The following is a 20,926-nucleotide window of genomic DNA, read 5'->3' as shown; positions in this document are numbered from 1 at the left end:
CGCGGTGGCGGGAGTCGGGCGTTGTTCAATGCAGTGGGCAACGTGACCGGTAGCTATAGAGGCAGTGTCAGGGAGAAGCGGTGCTTATGGCGTGGAATGTGTTAATTGTTTTGGTCACGGTGGCAAGCATGGAGCTTATCGCCACGCTGGCGCATAAGTACATCATGCACGGCTGGGGATGGGGCTGGCATCGCTCGCACCATCGGCCGCGCACGGGGTGGTTTGAGCTCAACGATTTATACGCCGTGGTGTTTGCCGTGCTGGCCATTGTTCTCATTGCGCTGGGCACGGCAGGCCTCTGGCCCCTGCAGTGGATTGGCGCGGGCATGACGGCTTATGGCGCGATCTACTTCATCGTGCACGATGGGTTAGTACATAAGCGTTGGCCGTTTCGTTATATCCCTCGGCGCGGCTATCTAAAGCGCCTGTACACAGCGCACCGCCTGCATCATGTCGTTAAAAGCCGGGAAGAGTGCGTATCGTTTGGTTTTTTATACTCGCCGCCGGTGGAAAAGCTCCAGACGGTGTTAAGAAACCGTCAGGCCAAATCGGCTAGTCCGGACGCTGCCAAAGACCCGAAGGGCGCGGCGCCGGTGTCACCACGCGAGAACTAAGTGCCTGTGTAGCGCCCTTGATCAGCAGGGCCACTTTTTCATAGGTACTTGTGCCCTGACGCTTGTCCCAGGCGTTTTCTCCGGCGCGCTGCACTTTCAAGCCAATTTTACGATATACCCCGTGGGCGGTGGCAATTGCCCAGGCCGAGCGCAGCGGTAGCCCGGCAAGCCCGGCGGTTGCAGAGGTGTAGTAGGGCTCGGCTTCTTCGACCAGTCGATTGGCAAGCCGCGCCACCTGAGGGCGGTAGGCAGGGTCGGCAAGCGCCGTCGGTGAAAGCCCCTCTTCTATAAGCCAGCTCTCCGGCAGATAGCAGCGCCCCACGCGGGCATCTTCCACAATATCCCGGGCAATATTGGTTAACTGAAAGGCCAGCCCCAGGTCGCAGGCGCGATCCAGAACGGCGTCATCGCGTACACCCATTACCTGCGCCATCATCAACCCCACTACACCCGCAACGTGATAACAGTAGCGCAGCGTATCGTCGAAAGTAATGTAGCGCTCCTCACGCACGTCCATGGCGAACCCTTCAAGATGCTCGAACGCGCGTTTGGGCGGAATCGAGTGCTCAAGAGCAACCTCCTGAAACGCCGCAAAGGCAGGCGTTTGCATGGGTTCGCCAGCGTAAGCCTGCTGGGTCTGCTCTTGCAGGGTAGCCAGGCGCTGCTGGGCGCTGGTCGGGCTATCGACCATGGCGTTAAAGCCCAGCGTCTGATCATCAATGACGTCATCGCAGTGCCTGCACCAGGCGTAGAGCATCAACGCACTGCGCCGTGTACGGGCATCGAACAGCTTGGCTGCGGTATCGAAGCTTTTCGAGCCGACGGCCATGGTCTGGGTGGCGTGGTCAAGCAGTGGCTGATTCATGGGGCCAGTTGCTCCAGCATTAACCCGGCCGTTGCTTTGGCCGAGCCGATCACCCCAGGTACGCCAGCACCGGGATGCGTGCCGGCTCCTACCAGGTAAAGGTTAGCAATCCGGCTATCCCGGTTATGCGGGCGGAACCAGGCGCTTTGAGTAAGAATCGGCTCGACGGAAAACGCCGAGCCCTGATAGGCGCCCAACTGATCGCGAAAATCAAACGGCGTGAACATGCGGTGGGTCACCAGCTGCTCGCGCAGCCCCGGCATATAGTGCTGTTCAAGGTAGTCGAAAATGCGCTCGCGCAAGCGGGGTCCTTCTACTTCCCAATCCAGATTAGCGGTGCCCAAATGCGGTACTGGGGCCAGCACGTAGTAGCTTCCGCAGTCAGGCGGCGCCAGCGAGGGATCGGTAACGCACGGCGCGTGAAGGTAGAGCGAAAAATCCTCGGCCAGTGCGTCGCTGTTGAAGATATCGTCAATCAGCTCCTTGTAGCGCGGCCCAAAGCAGACGGTGTGATGAGCTAGCTGATCGTGATGATGGTTAAGCCCGAAGTAGAGCACGAACAGCGAGTTGCTCATGCGCTTGCGCTTGAGCGAGGTGCTGCGCTTGGCACCTACCGGATGGTGGCCTAAAAGCTTTTCATAGGTGTGCACCACATCGGCATTCGATGCCACAGCACTCGCCTCGATACGCCGCCCATCGGCAAGCTGTACCGCCTGTAGAGTATTGCCCTCGGCCTCAAGCTGAGTGACTTTGGCGTTAAACTCGATTTCGCCGCCGAGGTCTTTAAACAGCTGAACCATGCCTTGAACCAGCGCGCCCGTGCCGCCGCGCGGAAACCACACACCCCATTCGCGCTCAAGGGCGTGAATCAGTGTGTATATGGAGGAGGTGGCAAACGGGTTGCCGCCGACCAGCAGCGAATGAAACGAGAACGCCTGGCGCAAGTGATCGTCTTCAATAAACTTGGCAACCATGCTGTAAACGCTGCGCCAGGCCTGCAGACGCGCCAGCTGTGGGCCAGCCTTCACCATATCGCGAAACGACAGAAAAGGAACCGTACCAAGCTTTAGATACCCTTCTTTAAACACTGCCTGGGAGTAGTCTAAAAAGCGCCGGTAGCCTTCTACGTCCTGAGGATTAAAGCGGGCTATCTGCGTCTCAAGGTTTGCCTGATCGTTATCGTAATTGAATACCTTTCCTGATTCCCAGCACAGGCGATAAAAGGGCGTGACCGGCATTAGTTCGACGTAGTCTTCCAGGCGTTTGCCCGCCAGGGTAAAGAGTTCTTCAATAGCGCTTGGATCGGTGATAACCGTGGGACCTGCGTCAAAGGTAAAGCCCTGGTCCTTATAGACATAGGCGCGCCCGCCGGGCTTATCGCGCTGCTCCAGAATCAGCGTGGATACGCCCGCCGCCTGCAGTCGAATGGCCAGGGCCAAGCCGCCGAAGCCTGACCCTATTACGATTGTTTTACTCATCATTAAAGGCTCGCAGCCGAGGGGTTTGTTTAAGCACGGCCTGAAGGGCTTCGCCCACCGGGACTGGCGGCTTGCCTGACAGGATTCGGGCCTTATCGGCCAGGGTCGGATGGCCTGCGTAAAAGCGCGCGATAAGCGCGTCGTTCAAGCCATAAAAGCGCTGCATGACTCGCCAGCGATTCTCCGCAGGCCCGGCCAGAAACAGCATGCGGTTGAGCATGCGGAAAAAGCGCTGCTGCCGCCAGCGCCGCGCGGCAAAGCGTTTTATCAGCTCAAACAGCGTGTTGACGTTAAGGGTTTGCTGTGCAGCGATCAGATCGGCCAGCTCGACCGCGTGGGGCAATGAATACCCGGTCGTTGAGTGAAAAAGTCCGGCGCGTAGCCCGCTCATGGGTTGCTGCTGCGCCGCCTGCCAGAACGCCTCGAAATCGCCCGCAAGGGTGATCGGCAGGTTGCCGCGCTCCTCGCGCTTAAGCGTTTTTAGCTGCCAGCCTTGGGCCGCCGCGTAATGTTTGATATTGGCACGTGCCTGCTGTTCATCAAGCGTGGCCTGATCGATGTAGTGCGTATCTTCGATTAGAAGCTCATCGACGGAAAGTGGCAGCGTATAGACGAAGCGGTAGCCTGTAGCCTGGTCGACAGTGGCATCCATCAGGAGCGGCTGGGTTAATTCATGGGGCTTGCTCAGCTGCCACTGCTGGCCGATAAACGCCTGAGCGCCAATGGTCAAATGCGGGCTTGGTTGATAACCCCTGCCATCGATCACCGCCGCTGCGCTAAGCGTGGTGCCGTCAGGAAGCTCGACGCTGGTGGGCGTGACGTTAGCCACTTGGGTATTGGTTATTAAATGCTCACCCAGGGCTTCTTCCATGACGCTCGCAAAGCGCTCAGAGGTCACGCTTAAATAGGCATTGGGCAGCTTGCGGGTAAATTCAGGGAAGCGCACCTCATAGCCCTGCCAGCAATGGGCTACCAAGGGGGCGAGCCAAGCGTGTTGCGCTGCGCTCAAGTCGCCTTCATGAAACGACCAGGTATGGTTGCCGCCCGGGCGCTCTCCGGCTTCCAGTACCAGCACCTTTAATGCAGGCTGGCGCTGCTTCAGCCTCCAGGCAATCAACCCGTTGGCCAAGCCTGCGCCTACTAAGATCACATCCCACTGGGTATTCATCATGCCGCCCTCGCCAACACCGGACGCTGTTCGCGTAAAGCCTGCTCGGTAATATCCGCGGCCTGTTTCGCACCGCCTGCCTGGGCGAGCGGTGAGCGCATGGCGTGCAGGCGCTGCTGATAAGCATCGTTGTTGAGTAGACGGCCCAACCGTTTGGCCACCGTCGATGCGCTTGAAAAACGAGAAACGCGTTGGCCGATCCCGTGATGGGCGATGCGCGCGGCAACGCCTGGCTGGTCGAAGGCGATAGGAATGGCAAGCATCGGAGTAGCGCTTTCGACTGCATCAATTACCGTATTCAAGCCGCCATGGGTAATAACGGCGCGTGCCTGCTCTAAAACAGCCCGCTGGTCGGCAAAATCGGTAACGAAAGTGGCCGGGTAGGTTTTAAGCTGGTTAACTTGGGCAGCATTTAGCCCGCCGCAGTGGGCAATCAAAAGCGGCATGTTGAGCTGCTGACAGGCCTGGGCTATTTTGCAAAATAGCCGGTAGCGATGGCCCTGGAGCGTACCTAGCGAGGCAAACACAAACGGCTGCCTGGGCATATCGGCGTGTGCGCTCAATTTAGCCGTATCCGGCTTGGGTTCACGCAAGGGCCCTACCGCATGAAAGCAGGCGGGTAGAACGGTGCGGGGGAAGTCGAGCGCTAAGGGCGTTTGGCTGATCTGGGCCAGCGGTGATAAACATTCGTGCAGCGAGTGTCGGGGCGTTAACCCAAGGCGCTGGGCATGTCGGGCAATAACGCGCGCCTGGGGGCGCATCAGCCAGTCATAAATGGTTTCGCTGACCTCATAACGATGCCTGGCCTGGGCGCTGTTTGAATAGGCAAACGGCATTACGGGTAGCGGCAACCCCGGCTCGCGGTTGACCGGCAGGGCACATGCCACCGATACATAAGGCAGGCCCAGAGCGTCGGAGACCAACCCGCCGGCCGCTTCCATTTGATCCACAATCAGTCCATCCACGCCAAGCGCTTCAAGAGCCGCAGGCAATTCGCTGCACAGCATATCGGTGGTGCGGGCCAAATCGCTGATTAACCAAAAAAGCCCTAGGCCCGATGGACGTGCTGCCCGCGTTAAGGTCTTGGCCAAGCTACCCGCAGGAAGGCGCTGCTCGCCCAGCGGGTAAAATCCGATGCGTGAGTCGCTAAGCAGGCCAAGCGCTTCAAACTGTTGCACAAACGTTACCTGATGGCCGCGTTCAATCAACTGTAAAGCAAGCGCCTGCAGGGCTTTGACGTGGCTATATAGCGGTGGCGCAACAACCGCATAGTGGCTCATGCGTCGTTCTCTATACGCAGCAGCGTGGCGTGCTTTAACGCGACTAAATCCGCGCTACCCGTACAAAAACAGGCAACCCGCAGCTGCTCGATCAGGATTTGAAAGTGTTCGATGACCGCCTCGGCTGAGGTATTGGCGCTGTTTAAGCTCGCTGCCGCCTGGCCTACCAGTTGGGCTCCCAGGCAGAGCGCTTTTGCGGCGTCAATGCCGTCGTGAATACCTCCTGACGCGATTAAGGGCATATCGGGTAGCGTTTTACGTAAATCGCACAGCGCTTGGGCCGTTGGAATGCCCCAGTCGGCAAAGGCCATGGCCACGGCGCGTTTTTGCGGCGTGCTGGCGCGCTCGCCTTCTACGGCGGCCCAGCTGGTGCCACCGGCACCGGCAACATCCAGCATGGCAACACCCGCGCCCGCTAGCTGGCGGCCAACCGATGCTGAGAGCCCCGCACCGACTTCTTTCACCAACACCGGTACCGCCAGGGCGTTCGACACCTGTTCTATCGCCAGCAGAATGCCGCGCCAGTCACGGTCCCCGCCGGTTTGCAGGGCTTCCTGTAACGGGTTGATGTGCACAATCAGTGCATCGGCCTCGATCATGTCGACTGCCTGGCGGGCATAGTCAACGCCGTGCTTGCCAAGTAGTTGCGCCGCCCCGAGGTTGGCGAGCAGAGGAATATCGGGGGCAATCTGGCGCAGTTCGCTGGTTAACCCCCAGTTGGCTTCGCTCTCAAGCGCCACGCGCTGGGAGCCAACGCCCATGGCAAGGCCCAGGGTTTGGGCCGCTTGGGCCAAATAGCGATTGATGCTGGTGGCCCGGCTGGCGCCGCCGGTCATTGAGCTAATCAGCAGGGGCGCCTGCAGGGTGCGCCCAAACAGCACGGTGCGTAGGTCAATGCTGTCCAGGTCGAGCTCGGGTAGTGCGCAGTGCTCAAAGCGCCAACGCTCAAACCCCGTGCGGATGGTTTTTCTAGCCAGCGCTGGGTTGAGCACAATATCCAGATGGTCGTTTTTACGCTGTGTCAGCTCGGTGTCCTTCATTGCCGCTCCCTTGAATCTGAATCCTGCACGATAAAACATGCTGCGTCAGCTAAACGTGGCCAACTGCTTATCGAACCAGGTGTGCATGAAGCGCCGGGTCGCCGCCCCCTGCGCGCAAGCAGATGACAAGTGCTCGTCGGCGCTATGCAGGTGCTCCTGAAGGCGCTGGTGTACGGCTTGAGTGCCCAGCATGGCCACCAGAGTTGATTTGCCGCTGTCTTTGTTGATGTCCTTACCGGTACCGCTCAGGCCATCGGAAAGGTCATCCAGTAGCTGAAAAGCCTGCCCCAGATCCTGGGCAAAGCAGCGCAGCGAGTGACGTATCTCGGGCGAGGTGCCTGCGGCAATAGCAGCCATTTGCAGCGTGGCATCAAACAGCACGCCGGTTTTAAGTGTGTTGGTAGTGATGATGGCCTCGGCGCTGCGGGCGCTACTGCCTTCGCTTAAGTCGCGAAACTGGCCCTGAACCAGCCCTTGTAAACCGGCAGCTGTGGAAAGCTCTGCCACCGCCTGTGTCTTGCAGGTATCCGATAAGCCGTCGGCTGTTGCCACCACGCCAAAGGCCCGGCTGAGAAGCGCTACGGCAGCAAGGATCGCGACATTTTCGCCGAACTGGCGGTGAATAGTGGGTCTACCGCGACGTAAAAGGGCGTTATCCATGCAGGGAGTGTCGTCAAGGATTAGCGAGGCGGCGTGGATCATTTCCACGGCACATGCCAGATCCAGAAGGCCGGGCTTATCTGGCTCGCAGCCTAAATCCTGTGCCGCAAGCATGAGTAGAAGAGGGCGAATACGTTTGCCGGGTGCCAGGGTGCCTTCGCGCATTGCCTCACACACCAGGTCGTGTTCATGACCTTCAGGCAGCAGTTGCGCCAGGCGATTTTGAAGCGCTTCGCGCAGTGCCTGCACTTCGTTTTCATGGCTTGAAAATGTATCGACGTTGGCGTTCATCAAAGCGATCCCTGGTTTCCCATCATGACAATGTATGGCAGCTATTGAGCGCACATTGCGGTAGTGCAAGCCAACCTGTTCTGTTGACGGCGCGACCGCCTGGGGCGGCAAACGTTTTTACTTGTATGTCTGCAAAGCGTAATTCAAACGGCGTAAATTTCCTTTTTTATGCCATTTAAACGCACATTTTTTATCTGAAAACAGCGATATGAATACCGTTCACCGAGCATGCTTATAGTGTTGTAAATTATACAACAATGGTTATTTGCATAACCATTGTCAATGGCTGGGCTTTAATCATCGACAGCGTTAGGCGTGGAGCGTTTTAAAAAAGGGCTAGGGGGTGAGCGGGGGAATCAGTTCGAAAGGCAACTGGGCAGCATCTTCAATGCCTGCCTGTTCTAATTGGAAAAACTGCTGACGGCTGCGCTCCACATACTCGATCATTTCGTAATAGCGGCGAATGTTGCGCACATAAATGACCGGTTCGCCGCCGCGTGCGTAACCATGGCGCGTTTGGCTATACCACTCCTGATGCTGTAAGAGCGGCAGCGTCTCACGCACATCGTTCCACAGGTTGGGATTCTTACCGCCTGCTTCTGCCAGTTTGCGCGCATCGTAAAGGTGGCCGAGGCCAATATTGTAGGCCGCCATGGCCATGTACAAGCGGTCATTACCGGTAATGCTTTCAGGCAGCCGGTCTTTAAGACTGCGCAGATAGCGTGCGCCGCCATCAATGCTTTGCGCCGCGTCACGCCGGTTAGCCACACCCATTTCGCTCGCGGTCGGGTGGGTCAGCATCATCAGTCCGCGTACACCGGTGGGGGAAACCGCATCGGCGTCCCAATGAGACTCCTGATAGCCCACCGCGGCCAGCAGTTTCCAGTCAAATCCGGTTGCGGCGGCGGCCTGCTTAAACAGGTCGGCAAACTGGGGCAGACGTGCATCAAGGTGGCCCAGGAAGGTACGCGTGCCGACATACTCCAGGTAGTCGTCATGGCCAAAGTAGCGGTTCACCAGATGGTTGAGCGTGCCGTTTTCCTGCAGGTTTTGCAGAAAGTCATTGGCAGCCTCCAGCAGCCCTAAACCACGCCCCCTGGGCACGGCCCATACCATGGAAAGCGGGTCGCCGAGTAAAAAGCCCCGCTCAACATTAGGGAAGAACAGCCGGTTAAGTCGAAACTGATGATCAAAAATAACCGCTGCATCCAGCGTGCCGCTTTCTACCTGAGCGAGCAGTTCGGCTACTTCCAGCTCGTGGGACTCCCTCCAGCTTAAATTAGCGTAGTCACGCTGAAGTTCACGCAGGGCTTCGCTGGTACCCGCTTGGCTCAGCGTACCCAGCTCAAGGCCCACCAGATCACCGGGTTCCTGTATGCCGTGTAAACCCCGCCGGTAGACGACCAGCGGCTGCATTTGAATAATCGGACGTGTGTAATACACCTCTGTTGTATCGGGGAGAAGAGGCAGCGCCGCCGCGCCAAGGTCGCCCTGCTCACGTACCGCCGACAAAACGCTCTCGGCATGATGCTTGGCGTTGAGGTTGAGGCTCACGCCTAAATATTCGGCGAACTGGTGCATCAGCTCGTACTCAAAGCCGGTCGGTCCCTGGCGGCCTTCATAATAGGTCGTGGGAGTGTTGCGCGTATGAGCAGTAATAAAATCTTTGGCTTGAATCTGCGTTAAATGTTCGCCTTTGGGTACCTTGGGAAAGGTGGGTGTCAATATCAGTAAAGCAATGATAATTAGGGTAAAATAGAGACGAAAACGCGCTATGAAATGTTGATAGATCAATGTCGGCATGGGGTCTTGTCGGCATGAAACAAGCTGCCACGATACCCAGCCAGGATCATGCTGTCACCTTGTTGATTTCGTGTGGCCGCCGCTTTCCAGTATCATAGTGGCTAATTAGTGTCATTTAAGGGGGCCGCGTTGCGGCCTGCTATTTCCCTGCACGAATTTTCTCTGCTCTAGAGGCTTCAGGATATGCTCGAACTGCGAGGCGCGCCCGCCCTTTCTGCCTTCCGTCATACACGGCTGTTAACGGTGCTGCGTGAACGTGTTCCCGAGGTGGAGGCACTGTCTGCCCACTATGTTCATTTTATTGATCACCATGAAGAACTCAGTGACGCCTCCCAAGAGCGTCTGACACAGCTGTTGGATTACGGTACGCATACCAGCACTGAGATACCTGCCCAGAGCGAGCGTTTTCTGGTGGTGCCACGTCTAGGCACTCAGTCACCCTGGTCATCGAAAGCGACCGATATCGCGCATAACTGCGGGCTGTCAGAAATTCGGCGTATAGAGCGTGGAATTGATTACCGGGTAGGGTTTAGCGCCGTTCCCAGCGAAGAGAGTCTAGTGGCCCTGGCGGCGTTATTGCACGACCGCATGACGGAGGCCGTGCTTGATGACGCGTCTGATGCGGCAAGATTGTTTGCCCATCACGCGCCGGCGCCGCTGGGCAGTGTGGATATACTGAACAGCGGCCGTGATGCGCTGGTGACCGCTAACCGCGAGCTGGGTCTGGCGCTGGCCGACGATGAAGTTGATTATTTGGTAGATGCCTTCAACGAGCTTCAGCGTAACCCCACTGACGTTGAGCTGATGATGTTTGCGCAGGCGAACTCAGAGCATTGCCGACATAAAATTTTCAACGCCGACTGGGTGATTGACGGCGAGCCGCAGTCCCACTCGCTGTTTAAAATGATCAAGAACACCTTTGCGACCTCCCCTGACAACGTCTTATCGGCGTATAGCGATAATGCGGCGGTTATCAAAGGCAGCCAGGCAGGGCGCTTTTATGCGACGCCGCTGACCGGTGCTGAGGGTGAGCGCGCGCTATATGGCACCCATCAAGAGCCGATCCATATTCTGATGAAGGTGGAAACGCATAACCATCCCACCGCGATTGCGCCGTTCCCGGGTGCCGCAACTGGTTCTGGTGGTGAAATTCGTGATGAGGGTGCAACCGGTATCGGCGGCAAACCGAAAGCAGGCCTTTCCGGCTTTACCGTTTCCAACCTGCGAATCCCTGAATTCGTGCAGCCGTGGGAAGCGTTTGATTACGGTAAGCCCGAGCGCATGCAGTCAGCCCTTGCCATCATGCTTGAAGGGCCGATTGGTGGCGCCGCGTTTAACAATGAATTTGGTCGCCCTAATCTCAATGGCTACTTCCGCACCTACGAGCAGGATACGCTTAACGAAGGCGGTATTGAGCGGCGCGGTTTCCATAAGCCGATCATGCTGGCCGGTGGTTACGGCAACATTCGCGCTCAGCACGTTCAAAAGGGCGATATCCCGGTGGGCGGCAAGCTGATTGTGATGGGCGGCCCGGCGATGTTGATCGGCTTGGGCGGTGGGGCGGCTTCCAGCATGTCTTCCGGCACTTCAAGCGCTGATCTGGATTTTGCCTCGGTGCAGCGTGAAAACCCCGAAATCGAGCGGCGTGCCCAGGAAGTCATCGACCGCTGCTGGTCGCTGGGCGATAAAAATCCGATTCGCTTTATTCACGACGTCGGTGCAGGCGGGCTTTCCAACGCGCTGCCTGAACTGGTTAAAGACGGCAACCGCGGTGGACTTTTCGATTTACGCGCCGTGCCCAACGCCGAGCCGGGCATGAGCCCGCTGGAAATCTGGTGTAACGAAGCCCAGGAGCGTTACGTACTGGCCGTTGCGCCGGAAGACCTGGATACGTTTGATGCGCTGTGTAAGCGCGAGCGCTGCCCCTATGCCGTCGTGGGAGAAGCCCAGGCCGATCACCATTTGGAAGTGCGCGATGGCCATTTCCAAAGCAAGCCGATTGATCTGCCGATGAGCGTGCTGTTCGGTAAAGCGCCGAAAATGCAGCGCAGCTTTGAGCGTCACTCGCCCGAGCTTTCCGGCGTCATGCTGGATAACCTGGATCTTCGCGAAGCGTTGGACCGCGTTTTGCGTCTGCCCGCCGTGGCATCCAAAAGCTTCTTGATTACCATTGGCGACCGCTCGATTACAGGCCAGGTGGCCCGTGACCAGATGGTGGGCCCTTGGCAGGTGCCGGTTGCCGATGTAGCGGTGACCACTGCAAGTTATGACACGCATGCCGGTGAAGCGATGGCCATGGGTGAGCGCCCGCCGGTTGCCTTGATTAACCCCGCGGCCAGCGCACGCCTGGCAGTGGCCGAGGCGATTACCAACCTTGCGGCCGCGCCGATTGCCAAGCTGGGAGATATCAAGCTTTCCGCCAACTGGATGAGCGCTGCCGATCACCCCGGTGAGAACCAAGCGCTTTATGACGCGGTTCACGCCGTAGGGATGGAGCTTTGCCCGGCGCTGGGCATTGCGGTGCCGGTGGGCAAAGACTCCATGTCGATGCGTACCTCCTGGCAGGATGAGAATGATCAGGGAGAGCGCGAAGACAAGAGCATCACGTCGCCGCTGTCGGTGGTGATTACCGGGTTTGCCCCGGTCACCGACGCGCTGGGTACGCTGACGCCGCAGATCAACCTTGATCAGGATGAATCAGACCTGATCCTGATCGACCTGGGCAACGGCCAGAACCGCTTGGGTGGTTCTGCGCTGGCGCAGGTATACGGCCAGGTGGGCAATACCTGCCCTGATGTGGACGATCCAGAAGATATCAAAGCCTTCTTTGAGGTTATCCAAGGGCTTAACCGTGACGGCAAGCTGCTGGCGTATCACGACCGTAGCGATGGCGGTCTGATTGTCACGCTGCTGGAGATGGCTTTTGCCGCGCACGCTGGCCTTGAGATTAAGCTCGACTGGATGATTGATGAGCCGGTTGAGGCGCTTAACGCGCTGTTCTCTGAAGAGCTTGGTGCGGTGATTCAGGTTAACCGCAAGCACACCGAAGAAGTGTTGACTCAGTTTGCCGTGGCCGGCATTGAAACGTGCGGTGTCATTGCTCGTCCGCGTTACGACGATCAGGTACGGGTAACGCTGTTTGAAGAGCCGCTGTTAGAAACGACGCGGCAACTGACTCAGCGCACCTGGTCGGAAACCAGCTACCGTCTGCAGGCGCTGCGCGATAACCCTGAGTGCGCTAAAAACGAGTTCGATAATCTGCTCGATACGCGTGACCCTGGCCTTTTCGCTACGCCGACGTTCGATATCAATGAAGATATCAGCGCGCCGTTTATCAACATGGCTAAACCCGCTGTGGCGGTACTGCGCGAGCAGGGGGTTAACGGCCAGGTCGAGATGGGCTGGGCGTTTGATAAAGCAGGCTTTGACGCAGTGGATGTCCACATGAGTGATATCCTGGAAGGCCGCGTGGCCCTGGATGAATTTAAAGGGCTCGTGGCGTGTGGCGGCTTCTCTTACGGCGATGTGTTAGGTGCTGGCGGCGGCTGGGCTAAATCGGTGCTGTTCAACGAACGCGCACGCGATCAGTTTGAGGCTTTCTTTACACGCGATGACAGCTTCTCGCTGGGCGTGTGTAATGGTTGCCAGATGCTGTCGCAGCTGAAGACGCTGATCCCCGGTGCCGAAAACTGGCCAAGCTTCATGCGTAACGAGTCAGAGCAGTTTGAAGCCCGAGTAGCTATGCTGCGCGTTGAGAAAACGCCGTCGATCCTGCTGGCCGGTATGGAAGGCTCTCAACTGCCTATTGCCGTTGCCCACGGTGAAGGCCGCGCTGAGTTCCGCGATACGGCGCACCTGCGCAGCATGCAGTCCAGCAGTCAGATTGCCCTGCGCTATATCGATAACTATGGCCAGGTGACCACGCGTTACCCGGCTAACCCCAACGGCTCGCCTTCGGGCATCACCGGGCTAACCACACCGGATGGTCGCGTCACTATCATGATGCCCCATCCGGAGCGGGTTACCCGCGCGGTAACCAACTCCTGGCGCCCGGCAGAGTGGACTGAAGATGGTGCGTGGCTTCGTATGTTCCGTAATGCGCGTGTCTGGGTCGGTTAATCCTCGACAACGTGTAAGCCATTAACAACGCATAACGGCGGCCCTTGGGCCGCCGTTATGGCTAACGCTACTCTTAAACTGTTCTCAACTGCTCTTCATTTCCTGAAATGTATAGTGGCAGTGTCTGGCGTACTATTGGCCAGATGCCGTTTGAGTATTTAGGGGCGTGTTAAGGCGTAGCTCAAGCGTTTCAAGCTCATGGCGATAACGCTCAATCAAGAACGCATAGCGACCAAAGTCATGTCCACAGTCCATGCAGTACACATGACTTTTATCGCGACGTGTAGCGGGAAGGCGTTTTAAGCGGCTGTTGCATTCTGGGCATTCAGAACGGAAATGATCGTTCGCTTTCATAAGGATTCCTCCGTTAGGGGATACGCCATCGTCGTGACAATAAAAGATGGCTATTAATAAGCGTGTTAATAGCTTTGATAGGTAATAAGCCAAATAGTTCTATAGCCTGCTAATTAAATTTCTGGCCATTGGAGTCGCATGCCGCCACCTGCTTTACGCCCATACCAAACAGATGCGGTTAAACGTGTCGTTACGCATTTTCGCGCGTCTAGCGAACCCGCGGTGGTGGTGTTGCCCACGGGAAGCGGAAAATCACTGGTCATTGCTGAGCTTGCCCGGTTGGCGAGAGGCCGCGTATTGGTACTGGCTCATGTACGCGAACTGGTGGAGCAGAATCACGCCAAGTATCAGGCCTATGGTCTAAAGGCCGATATCTTCAGCGCGGGGTTGAAGCGCAAGGAAGCGTCGCGTCAGGTGGTTTTTGGCTCGGTGCAATCGGTCGTGCGTAACCTTGAGTCGTTCAATGACGAAGGCTTCACTCTGCTAGTCATTGATGAATGCCACCGCGTATCGCTTGATAAAGATGCCAGCTACCGTCAGGTGATCGATCACCTACGGGCACAAAACGTTAATCTGAAAGTGCTAGGGCTGACCGCGACGCCTTACCGGCTGGGCCAGGGATTTATCTACCACCGTCATTACCACGGCATGGTACGCGGCAGTGACGCGAGCTTTTTTCGTGACTGCGTGTTTGAACAGCCGCTGCGCTTGATGGTAAAGCAAGGCTATCTTGCCGAACCCAAACGTCTGGATATGGCGATCGAAGGATATGATTTTTCCATGCTGGCGCCTGCTGAAAATGGCTATTATCGCGAAGCAGAGCTAAATCGAGTCGTGGCAGGCAATCGCGCCACGCCCATGATTATCAGCCAGATTGTTGAGCGTGCCGCTGAGCGGCATGGGGTGATGATATTTGCAGCAACCATCGCTCATGCCGAAGAAATTATGGGGTATTTACCTGCCGACCAGGCGGCGCTGATTACCGGGGCTACGCCGTCGGCAGAGCGTACTCAGCTGATTAATGCCTTTAAGGCGTGCGTGCTTAAATACTTAGTCAATGTCTCGGTGCTGACCACCGGCTTTGATGCGCCGCATGTGGATTTGATTGCAATGCTCCGGCCGACGGAATCAGTAAGCCTGTATCAACAGATTGCCGGCCGAGGGCTTCGGCTTTCACCGGGGAAACAGGACTGTCTGATTTTGGATTACGCGGGTAACCCCTGGGATCTTTACGCGCCGGAAGTAGGCGAGCCGAAACCGGCGGGGGATAATGAGCCGGTGCAGGTGGAATGCCCGGCCTGCGGCCACGCTAATCTGTTTTGGGGCAAGCGCGACGGTGAACTGGTTATCGAGCATTTTGGTCGCCGCTGCCAGGGGCTGCTGGAAGATGAGAAAGGCAAGCAGCACCAGTGTGACTTTCGCTTTCGCTTCAAGGTTTGCGATAACTGTGGCGCTGAGAATGATATTGCGGCACGCCGCTGCCACGGCTGCGAACAGCTATTGGTGGATGCCGATGACAAGCTTAAAGACGCACTCAGATTAAAAGATGCCCGGGTATTACGGGTAAGCGGAATGCAGCTGGAGTCAACCATCAATGGGCGGGGGTTACCACGCCTGAAAGTGACTTATCACGATGAGGATGGCACAACGCTTTCCGAGTGGTTTGCCCTGGAAACCCCCGCCCAGCGGCGTGCCTTTTATGCTGCCTTTTTGCGTCGGCATTTGCGCGCTCCGGGTACGCCCTGGCAACCCATCAAGCCAGAAGACGTTATTAGCGAGCAGCGCCGCTTGCGCCCTCCAGATTTTGTAGTCGGACGTAAGGTAGGCCGACATTTTCAGATTCGCGACAAGCTCTTCGACTATGAGGGACGCTATCGTAAAGCCACCGAAGCAGGCTAACGCAACGCGCATCATGCGCAACGTCAAGTGCCGACTTTGTTACACTGCCTGCCAACGCCCACTGACCAAGAGATGTCTACTGCGTGAGTGAGATACACAACACTATCGCTGACCCTGAGTATACGGCTACCCTCGAGGCAGAACCCGTAGTGGAAGCGCTTGGGCGGTTATTTGACGAGCCTATTACCCAGCTGCCGGAAGACTTATACATTCCCCCCGAGGCCTTGCGCGTTTTCCTGGAGACATTCGAAGGGCCTTTGGATCTCTTGCTTTACCTTATTCGTCGGCAAAATTTAGATATCTTAACCATCAACGTGGCCGCTATTACGCACCAGTACATTGAGTACGTAGAGCTGATGAAAGCCATGGAGATCGAACTTGCCGGTGAATACCTGCTGATGGCCGCTATGCTGGCGGAAATTAAATCCCGCACGTTGCTTCCCCGCCCTCCTAAAGCTGAGGGTGACGACGAAGAAGATCCGCGCGCAGAGCTGATTCGACGGCTGCAGGAGTATGAGCGTTTAAAGACGGCGGCGGAAACACTGGATACGCTGCCCCGTATGGGGCGCGACTGGTTTAGCGTGCAGGCAGGCCTGCCGCCGCTTGAGACCCGAATGATTCATCCCGATGTTGAGCTGGATGAACTCTTGGGCGCTCTGTCCGATATCCTCAAGCGCGCTGAGCTGGTTAAGGCCCACCAAATCAGCCGTGAAGTGCTGTCTACCCGTGAGCGCATGCTTAAAATTATGGAGCAGCTGACAGAAGAGCATTACACCCCTTTTGAAGCGCTGTTTGCCTTGGAAGAAGGGCGGGCTGGGGTGGTGGTTACCTTTATGGCGATTCTAGAACTGGCAAAAGAAGCAATGATTGAAATTGTTCAAAACGCGCCCTTATCACCGATTCATGTTCGTGCACGCAGCGGCACGCAGGCGGATGAAGAGTCTGCTTTCGACGAAGCCGTAAATGATAGTCATGAGTCTGGAGAGATCGGCAGCGATTCCTTTGAAGAGCCCGCTTTTGAGCCTGATGAGGAGTCACCATGAGGGATACCACCTTAGACGATATTATTGAAGCCGCGCTGCTCGCGGCTGGCGAGCCTTTGCCAGTAGAGCGGCTTGAAACACTGTTCCTTGATGACGAATGCCCGGCAAGGCGAGAGTTGCGTGACGCACTAGCACGTCTTGGTGATCGACACAAAGAAGGCGCGTTGGAGCTGGTCGAAACGGCGTCGGGGTTCCAACTGCGTATCCGGCCGCGCCTGTCTCACTGGGTTTCGCGGTTATGGGATGAGCGTCCCCAGCGCTATTCGCGTGCGCTGCTTGAAACGCTGGCATTGATTGCCTACCGGCAGCCCGTGACTCGTGGTGATATAGAAGAAGTACGCGGGGTGAGTGTGAGTAGCTCAATCATGCGTACCTTGATGGAGCGCGGCTGGATTCGGGTTGTCGGCCATCGGGATGTGCCGGGGCGGCCTGCCGTCTATGCCACCACGCGAAGCTTTCTGGACGATTTCGGCCTAAAAACCCTTGATGCGCTGCCTCCCATGCATGAATTAGCCAACTGGGAGGACAATGACGAGTCTGATTCACCTACACTGCAAGATGCGCTAGCTGACATTGATGCTGATGAGACAGCTGAGCCTGAAGAAACACTGGACGAGGCGCCAGAAAGCGTGCAGGATGCGCCACCCAAGACGGCTGAGAGAGCCGACGACCACGCCGAGACGGCGTTAAACCAGCCGCTAAGTTTTGCTGATTTAGAAGCACGGCTTGCGGCACGTGCGCAGCGCTCCAATGATGACAGTGCGCGCACGCAGACCAATGATATGAGGTCAGACGATGACTCAGAGTAATAACACTCCCCCCGTTAGCGAAAAGCTCCAGAAAGTGCTTGCTCGAGCAGGCTTAGGCTCACGGCGTGAAATGGAAACCGCGATTTCTGATGGCCGAGTAAAGGTCAACAGTCAGGTAGCCAAGCTGGGTGACCGCGTTGAAAACCGCGATAAGGTAAGTTTTGATGATCGCCCTGTCACGCTGAGACCCGAGAACGAAGCACCGCGTCGCGTCATTATGTACAACAAGCCAGAAGGTGAGCTGTGCACCCGCAAAGACCCAGAAGGCCGCCGTACGGTATTTGAGCGGTTGCCCCGCTTGAAGGGTGAGCGCTGGATAGCGATCGGCCGGCTTGATATCAACACCAGTGGCTTGCTGCTTTTCACAACTGATGGGGAGCTTGCCAATCGGTTAATGCATCCCTCTACCCAGGTTGAACGCGAATATGCGGTTCGCGTAATGGGCGAGGTGAAGCGCGAGCACATCGTGGCGATGGTCGATGGCGTTATGCTGGAAGATGGCCCCGCGCGCTTTACCGATGTGCAGGAATTTGGCGGTGAAGGCATCAACACTTGGTTCCACGTTGTCATTCTTGAGGGTCGTAACCGGGAAGTACGCCGCTTATGGGAATCTCAAGAGCTTACCGTGAGCCGCTTGAAGCGTGTTCGCTACGGTAATATCTTTATCGATAAGCGCGCTAAAGCAGGCGAGTGGGTCGAGCTTTCTCAAGACGAAGTCGATGATCTCGCCACGCTCGCCAACCTTGAAACACGCAAGGTGCCTGAGCTTACGCCGGATGAAAAGAACCGCTGGAGCCGCGATAAGAACAAGCGCCGCCCGGTACAGACGATGCGTAAACCCAAGCGTCGTTAATCGCCTGTCAATTTAGGAGCTAACGTTGTTAGCACCGCCAGGGTGGTCAGTGCTCGCTATCAATCTATCAGGTTGATAGCGAGTAACGGGCTACCCTGAATAATTTTCTTACCCGCCATCATCTTTTCTAGCTTTTTCTCCTGCGTTACGTTCCCTGTCAACGTACGTCTATTTGTACCTTCCTTGTTCCTCCGACTGGTTCATCAGAACACTATGCTGTTCTGGGATGCTAGGTTTTTAACCATTTTTCAACAGGTAGAGGTCTGTTGAGAGCTAGCTGTCAGGCATCATCTTCTCGCTGTTTGAGGCCTAATTACTAATCCTAGCCCACTAGATAAAGCCTCGAAATCTTATTCACTTCCCAATAAGCAATTTATAAAAGCTATGCTCTTTCTTATAACTATTTGTGCTTTTAAATTAGTTAATAAGCTATCAAATTAAGTAATGTTAATCATAGGTTGTTGGTTTAAAAAGCTTAATTGGCAATGATCAAAGCCATTGCTGTGTATTTTTTCCTTTCTGTGTCTAATTGTAATTAAGTGTTTTTTTTTAGCCTGTTAATAAATATTTTTTTTGTCCTATGAATCGATTAATTAGAAGTTACCATAAGATTTTTTTCATGCATTTCGGCTTAAAAGTTTGAAAGATACTTTTTGTTACTTTTGGTTTTTATAAAAATAAAGCCACAAGTACTTAATCTAATTAATTTTTTAGCTAAAAATTATTAAGGTTTTAATAAAGGTGAGATACAGGATTCATTTTTTTGAACTTATTAACAATAAATTTGGATTAATTCTTTTTCTTGAATGCTACTTTTTTTGTATTAAATTAATATTGTTGATGTTGATCTATGTCAAAAAAATAGAAAGTAAGGGTGATAAGAAATCTAATAAGAGGTTTTTGGGCATTTTTGGCTTAAGCCTTTATTTTATTACGTTATTCTTTGAGAGAAAGGGGACGTTATGATCAAGTGGGCAAAGCCAATTATATTGGCAGCAGCGTTTGTCGGAATAGTAGCCGATGTGCATGCTCAAAACTTTACTGATGTAAGTCTGGAAGTTGCTGATATAAGGCCAGGTTATATTCGCAACGGGTTGTTTCTGCCTGTTCCTAATATTGCCCAAGTGCAAAATGGGGTAGGCCGACTCTCTAAAGAACAGACTGTTAATTTACTCGGCAATCCTAACGATTCTACTTCCAGTATTCAGGACAATAATTGGTTTTACAATATCAATTTACCCTTGGAAGATAACGACTATTTAGTATGTCAGTATAAGATTTCTTTTTCAAATCAGGTGCTTAGTAGCTTCGAGTGGCGCAGGTCCCAGTGTGGTGCCAGGTATGCAGCGCTCGTAAAACCTGACGTACTTTCTCTATCGGCAGATCTGCTGTTTGCCTTTGATAGTGCAGATATTTCTCCCGGGGGTATAAACGCTATACGTCAACTCTCTGCTGAAGTTCTGCAAAATTTCAATAATCCTTCCATTGAAGTAATCGGCTATACCGATCGGCTTGGTGATGCTGGTTATAACTTGAATCTTTCTGAACAAAGAGCTCGGGCTGTTTCTATTGCTTTAATAGAAGGGGGTGTTTCACAGCAGTGGATTACTTATGAAGGGCGAGGCGAAAACGAGCCAATCGTATCCTGTGCTGACAATATGCCAAGACCGCAGCTCATTTCATGTTTAGCGGAAAATCGTCGAGTCAACATTGTCTTGAAAGAAAGATCTTAGCGTTACAAGAATTAAAGCCATTGAGCTGGAATGATTTCTTTCTATTGGCTGATAACCCGCTATGAATATCAAGATGAATAGCATGAGCTTTGATGATTTTAAAGCGTAAGCGTTTGATGAAAAGAATAATTTTAAAAGATCGAATTCATGTCGCTAATGCTTGTAAAAGAGCATTAGCGATGTGGTGTCGCTAGTTAAAACTGTCCAGGCTCGCAGGCTCTTGTGGCTCCAGGGACCGTACATAGAAACGAGAAGGTGAAACATGGCTAACCAAGCGATAGTTATTACAGAAAAAGCTAATGGCAACGTCACGCAACAACAAGCAAATGACGTTATAGCGCTGCAATCTCCCAGCGCTGTAAAAATATCGGTTGGTCCTGAAGAAATTGCGTCATTTAACCAGTCGGGTATGGATCTGGTTATTGTACTCAAATCAGGTGAGCAGATTGTTATTGCTGATTTCTTTGTTGTCACCGATGGCGTACGTAGCGAGCTGATACTAGAGGATTCCAACGGAGTACTCTGGTTAGGACAGTATCAATCACCTTGGTCGCATTTCGCCTTCGCTGAAATTAATGAAGAAGGGTTAGTGGCTGCTGGCGATGTCTCTCCGTGGGTATTTGCCCTCGGTGGCTTAGGCGTATTGGGCGCAGCCATTGCAGCCAGCAATTCTTCTGGTTCTAGTTCCGATTCTAATCCTCCTGATAACGAAGAGCCTGGAGCCGGTGGTGGCATCGACGATGGTGATGAACCAGACGCCGGCGAACCAATGGATCCAGACGATGGTGACGCAGACGCAGATGCTGATGGTGATGCAGACGCCGATGCAGATGCAGATGGTGATGCAGACGCCGATGGCGATGCAGACGCCGATGCAGATGCGGATGGTGATGCAGACGCCGATGGCGATGCAGATG

General features: G+C 54.9%; 16 protein-coding genes. 8 read left to right on the top strand and 8 right to left on the bottom strand.

The window, feature by feature from the left end:
- The first annotated feature begins 86 nt into the window (after positions 1 to 86).
- Positions 87 to 614, top strand: a complete 528-nt coding sequence (locus D467_RS0117315) for a sterol desaturase family protein (protein WP_018918802.1) — start codon at positions 87 to 89, stop codon at positions 612 to 614.
- Here the strand turns inward: D467_RS0117315 and crtB are convergent.
- The 7 genes from crtB to mltF form a co-directional block, all read right to left on the bottom strand.
- Complete coding sequence (crtB, locus tag D467_RS0117310; RefSeq protein WP_018918801.1) at positions 553 to 1,479, bottom strand: 15-cis-phytoene synthase CrtB; 927 nt, start codon at positions 1,477 to 1,479, stop codon at positions 553 to 555. The two genes, D467_RS0117315 and crtB, sit on opposite strands and share 62 nt — an antisense overlap.
- Positions 1,476 to 2,960: a phytoene desaturase gene (locus tag D467_RS0117305; RefSeq protein ID WP_018918800.1), complete on the bottom strand. Its 1,485-nt coding sequence runs from the start codon at positions 2,958 to 2,960 to the stop codon at positions 1,476 to 1,478. The genes crtB and D467_RS0117305 overlap by 4 nt, the downstream gene beginning before the upstream one ends.
- The gene (crtY, locus tag D467_RS0117300; protein WP_208596499.1) at positions 2,950 to 4,128 is read right to left on the bottom strand and encodes a lycopene beta-cyclase CrtY; all 1,179 of its coding nucleotides are present in this window, start codon (positions 4,126 to 4,128) and stop codon (positions 2,950 to 2,952) included. The genes D467_RS0117305 and crtY overlap by 11 nt, the downstream gene beginning before the upstream one ends.
- A complete protein-coding gene (locus D467_RS0117295) occupies positions 4,125 to 5,405 on the bottom strand; it encodes a glycosyltransferase (RefSeq protein ID WP_018918798.1) in 1,281 nt (426 codons plus the stop codon). The genes crtY and D467_RS0117295 overlap by 4 nt, the downstream gene beginning before the upstream one ends.
- The gene (gene fni / locus D467_RS0117290) at positions 5,402 to 6,445 is read right to left on the bottom strand and encodes a type 2 isopentenyl-diphosphate Delta-isomerase (RefSeq protein ID WP_018918797.1); all 1,044 of its coding nucleotides are present in this window, start codon (positions 6,443 to 6,445) and stop codon (positions 5,402 to 5,404) included. Before fni ends, D467_RS0117295 begins: the two co-directional genes overlap by 4 nt.
- Positions 6,446 to 6,490: 45 nt before the next feature.
- Positions 6,491 to 7,396 carry a polyprenyl synthetase family protein gene (locus tag D467_RS0117285; RefSeq protein ID WP_018918796.1) on the bottom strand — a complete coding sequence of 302 codons (906 nt, stop codon included), beginning with the start codon at positions 7,394 to 7,396 and terminating at the stop codon, positions 6,491 to 6,493.
- 336 nt (positions 7,397 to 7,732) lie between these two features.
- Positions 7,733 to 9,199 (bottom strand): membrane-bound lytic murein transglycosylase MltF, encoded by a 1,467-nt coding sequence (gene mltF, locus D467_RS0117280; protein ID WP_018918795.1) that lies wholly within the window; start codon positions 9,197 to 9,199, stop codon positions 7,733 to 7,735.
- 183 nt (positions 9,200 to 9,382) lie between these two features.
- Between mltF and purL the strand changes: the two genes are divergently transcribed.
- The gene (gene purL, locus D467_RS0117275; protein ID WP_018918794.1) at positions 9,383 to 13,318 is read left to right on the top strand and encodes a phosphoribosylformylglycinamidine synthase; all 3,936 of its coding nucleotides are present in this window, start codon (positions 9,383 to 9,385) and stop codon (positions 13,316 to 13,318) included.
- A gap of 132 nt (positions 13,319 to 13,450) precedes the next feature.
- Here purL and D467_RS0117270 read toward each other — a convergent pair whose 3' ends face one another.
- The gene (locus tag D467_RS0117270) at positions 13,451 to 13,672 is read right to left on the bottom strand and encodes a hypothetical protein (protein ID WP_018918793.1); all 222 of its coding nucleotides are present in this window, start codon (positions 13,670 to 13,672) and stop codon (positions 13,451 to 13,453) included.
- A 138-nt stretch (positions 13,673 to 13,810) separates the two neighbouring features.
- Between D467_RS0117270 and radD the strand changes: the two genes are divergently transcribed.
- From radD to D467_RS19395, 6 genes are all read left to right on the top strand, one after another.
- Positions 13,811 to 15,571 (top strand): DNA repair helicase RadD, encoded by a 1,761-nt coding sequence (radD, locus tag D467_RS0117265; protein ID WP_018918792.1) that lies wholly within the window; start codon positions 13,811 to 13,813, stop codon positions 15,569 to 15,571.
- A gap of 104 nt (positions 15,572 to 15,675) precedes the next feature.
- Positions 15,676 to 16,614 (top strand): segregation and condensation protein A, encoded by a 939-nt coding sequence (locus D467_RS0117260; protein ID WP_244147849.1) that lies wholly within the window; start codon positions 15,676 to 15,678, stop codon positions 16,612 to 16,614.
- Entirely contained in the window at positions 16,611 to 17,423 is an 813-nt protein-coding gene (gene scpB, locus D467_RS0117255; RefSeq protein ID WP_018918790.1) for an SMC-Scp complex subunit ScpB, read from the top strand. The genes D467_RS0117260 and scpB overlap by 4 nt, the downstream gene beginning before the upstream one ends.
- A complete protein-coding gene (rluB, locus tag D467_RS0117250; protein ID WP_018918789.1) occupies positions 17,410 to 18,276 on the top strand; it encodes a 23S rRNA pseudouridine(2605) synthase RluB in 867 nt (288 codons plus the stop codon). The genes scpB and rluB overlap by 14 nt, the downstream gene beginning before the upstream one ends.
- 962 nt (positions 18,277 to 19,238) lie before the next feature.
- Complete coding sequence (locus D467_RS19595) at positions 19,239 to 20,009, top strand: OmpA family protein (protein ID WP_018918786.1); 771 nt, start codon at positions 19,239 to 19,241, stop codon at positions 20,007 to 20,009.
- A 262-nt stretch (positions 20,010 to 20,271) separates the two neighbouring features.
- The coding region (locus tag D467_RS19395; protein ID WP_040460628.1) for a BapA/Bap/LapF family prefix-like domain-containing protein at positions 20,272 to 20,926 on the top strand (655 nt) is incomplete at its 3' end.

Origin of the sequence: Vreelandella zhanjiangensis DSM 21076, from assembly GCF_000377665.1 — a bacterium.
GTDB lineage: Bacteria > Pseudomonadota > Gammaproteobacteria > Pseudomonadales > Halomonadaceae > Vreelandella > Vreelandella zhanjiangensis.
Note: the sequence above shows the minus strand (reverse complement) of the source record. Positions and strands in the feature narration are given on the sequence as shown.

Coding starts and splice junctions, on each gene's coding strand:
- mltF (WP_018918795.1), bottom strand. CDS start 9,199: ATGCCGACATTGATCTATCAACATTTCATAGCGCGTTTTCGTCTCTAT.
- D467_RS0117305 (WP_018918800.1), bottom strand. CDS start 2,960: ATGATGAGTAAAACAATCGTAATAGGGTCAGGCTTCGGCGGCTTGGCC.
- D467_RS0117285 (WP_018918796.1), bottom strand. CDS start 7,396: ATGAACGCCAACGTCGATACATTTTCAAGCCATGAAAACGAAGTGCAG.
- D467_RS0117315 (WP_018918802.1), top strand. CDS start 87: ATGGCGTGGAATGTGTTAATTGTTTTGGTCACGGTGGCAAGCATGGAG.
- rluB (WP_018918789.1), top strand. CDS start 17,410: ATGACTCAGAGTAATAACACTCCCCCCGTTAGCGAAAAGCTCCAGAAA.
- crtY (WP_208596499.1), bottom strand. CDS start 4,128: ATGATGAATACCCAGTGGGATGTGATCTTAGTAGGCGCAGGCTTGGCC.
- crtB (WP_018918801.1), bottom strand. CDS start 1,479: ATGAATCAGCCACTGCTTGACCACGCCACCCAGACCATGGCCGTCGGC.
- D467_RS0117270 (WP_018918793.1), bottom strand. CDS start 13,672: ATGAAAGCGAACGATCATTTCCGTTCTGAATGCCCAGAATGCAACAGC.
- scpB (WP_018918790.1), top strand. CDS start 16,611: ATGAGGGATACCACCTTAGACGATATTATTGAAGCCGCGCTGCTCGCG.
- D467_RS0117295 (WP_018918798.1), bottom strand. CDS start 5,405: ATGAGCCACTATGCGGTTGTTGCGCCACCGCTATATAGCCACGTCAAA.
- D467_RS19595 (WP_018918786.1), top strand. CDS start 19,239: ATGATCAAGTGGGCAAAGCCAATTATATTGGCAGCAGCGTTTGTCGGA.
- fni (WP_018918797.1), bottom strand. CDS start 6,445: ATGAAGGACACCGAGCTGACACAGCGTAAAAACGACCATCTGGATATT.
- purL (WP_018918794.1), top strand. CDS start 9,383: ATGCTCGAACTGCGAGGCGCGCCCGCCCTTTCTGCCTTCCGTCATACA.
- radD (WP_018918792.1), top strand. CDS start 13,811: ATGCCGCCACCTGCTTTACGCCCATACCAAACAGATGCGGTTAAACGT.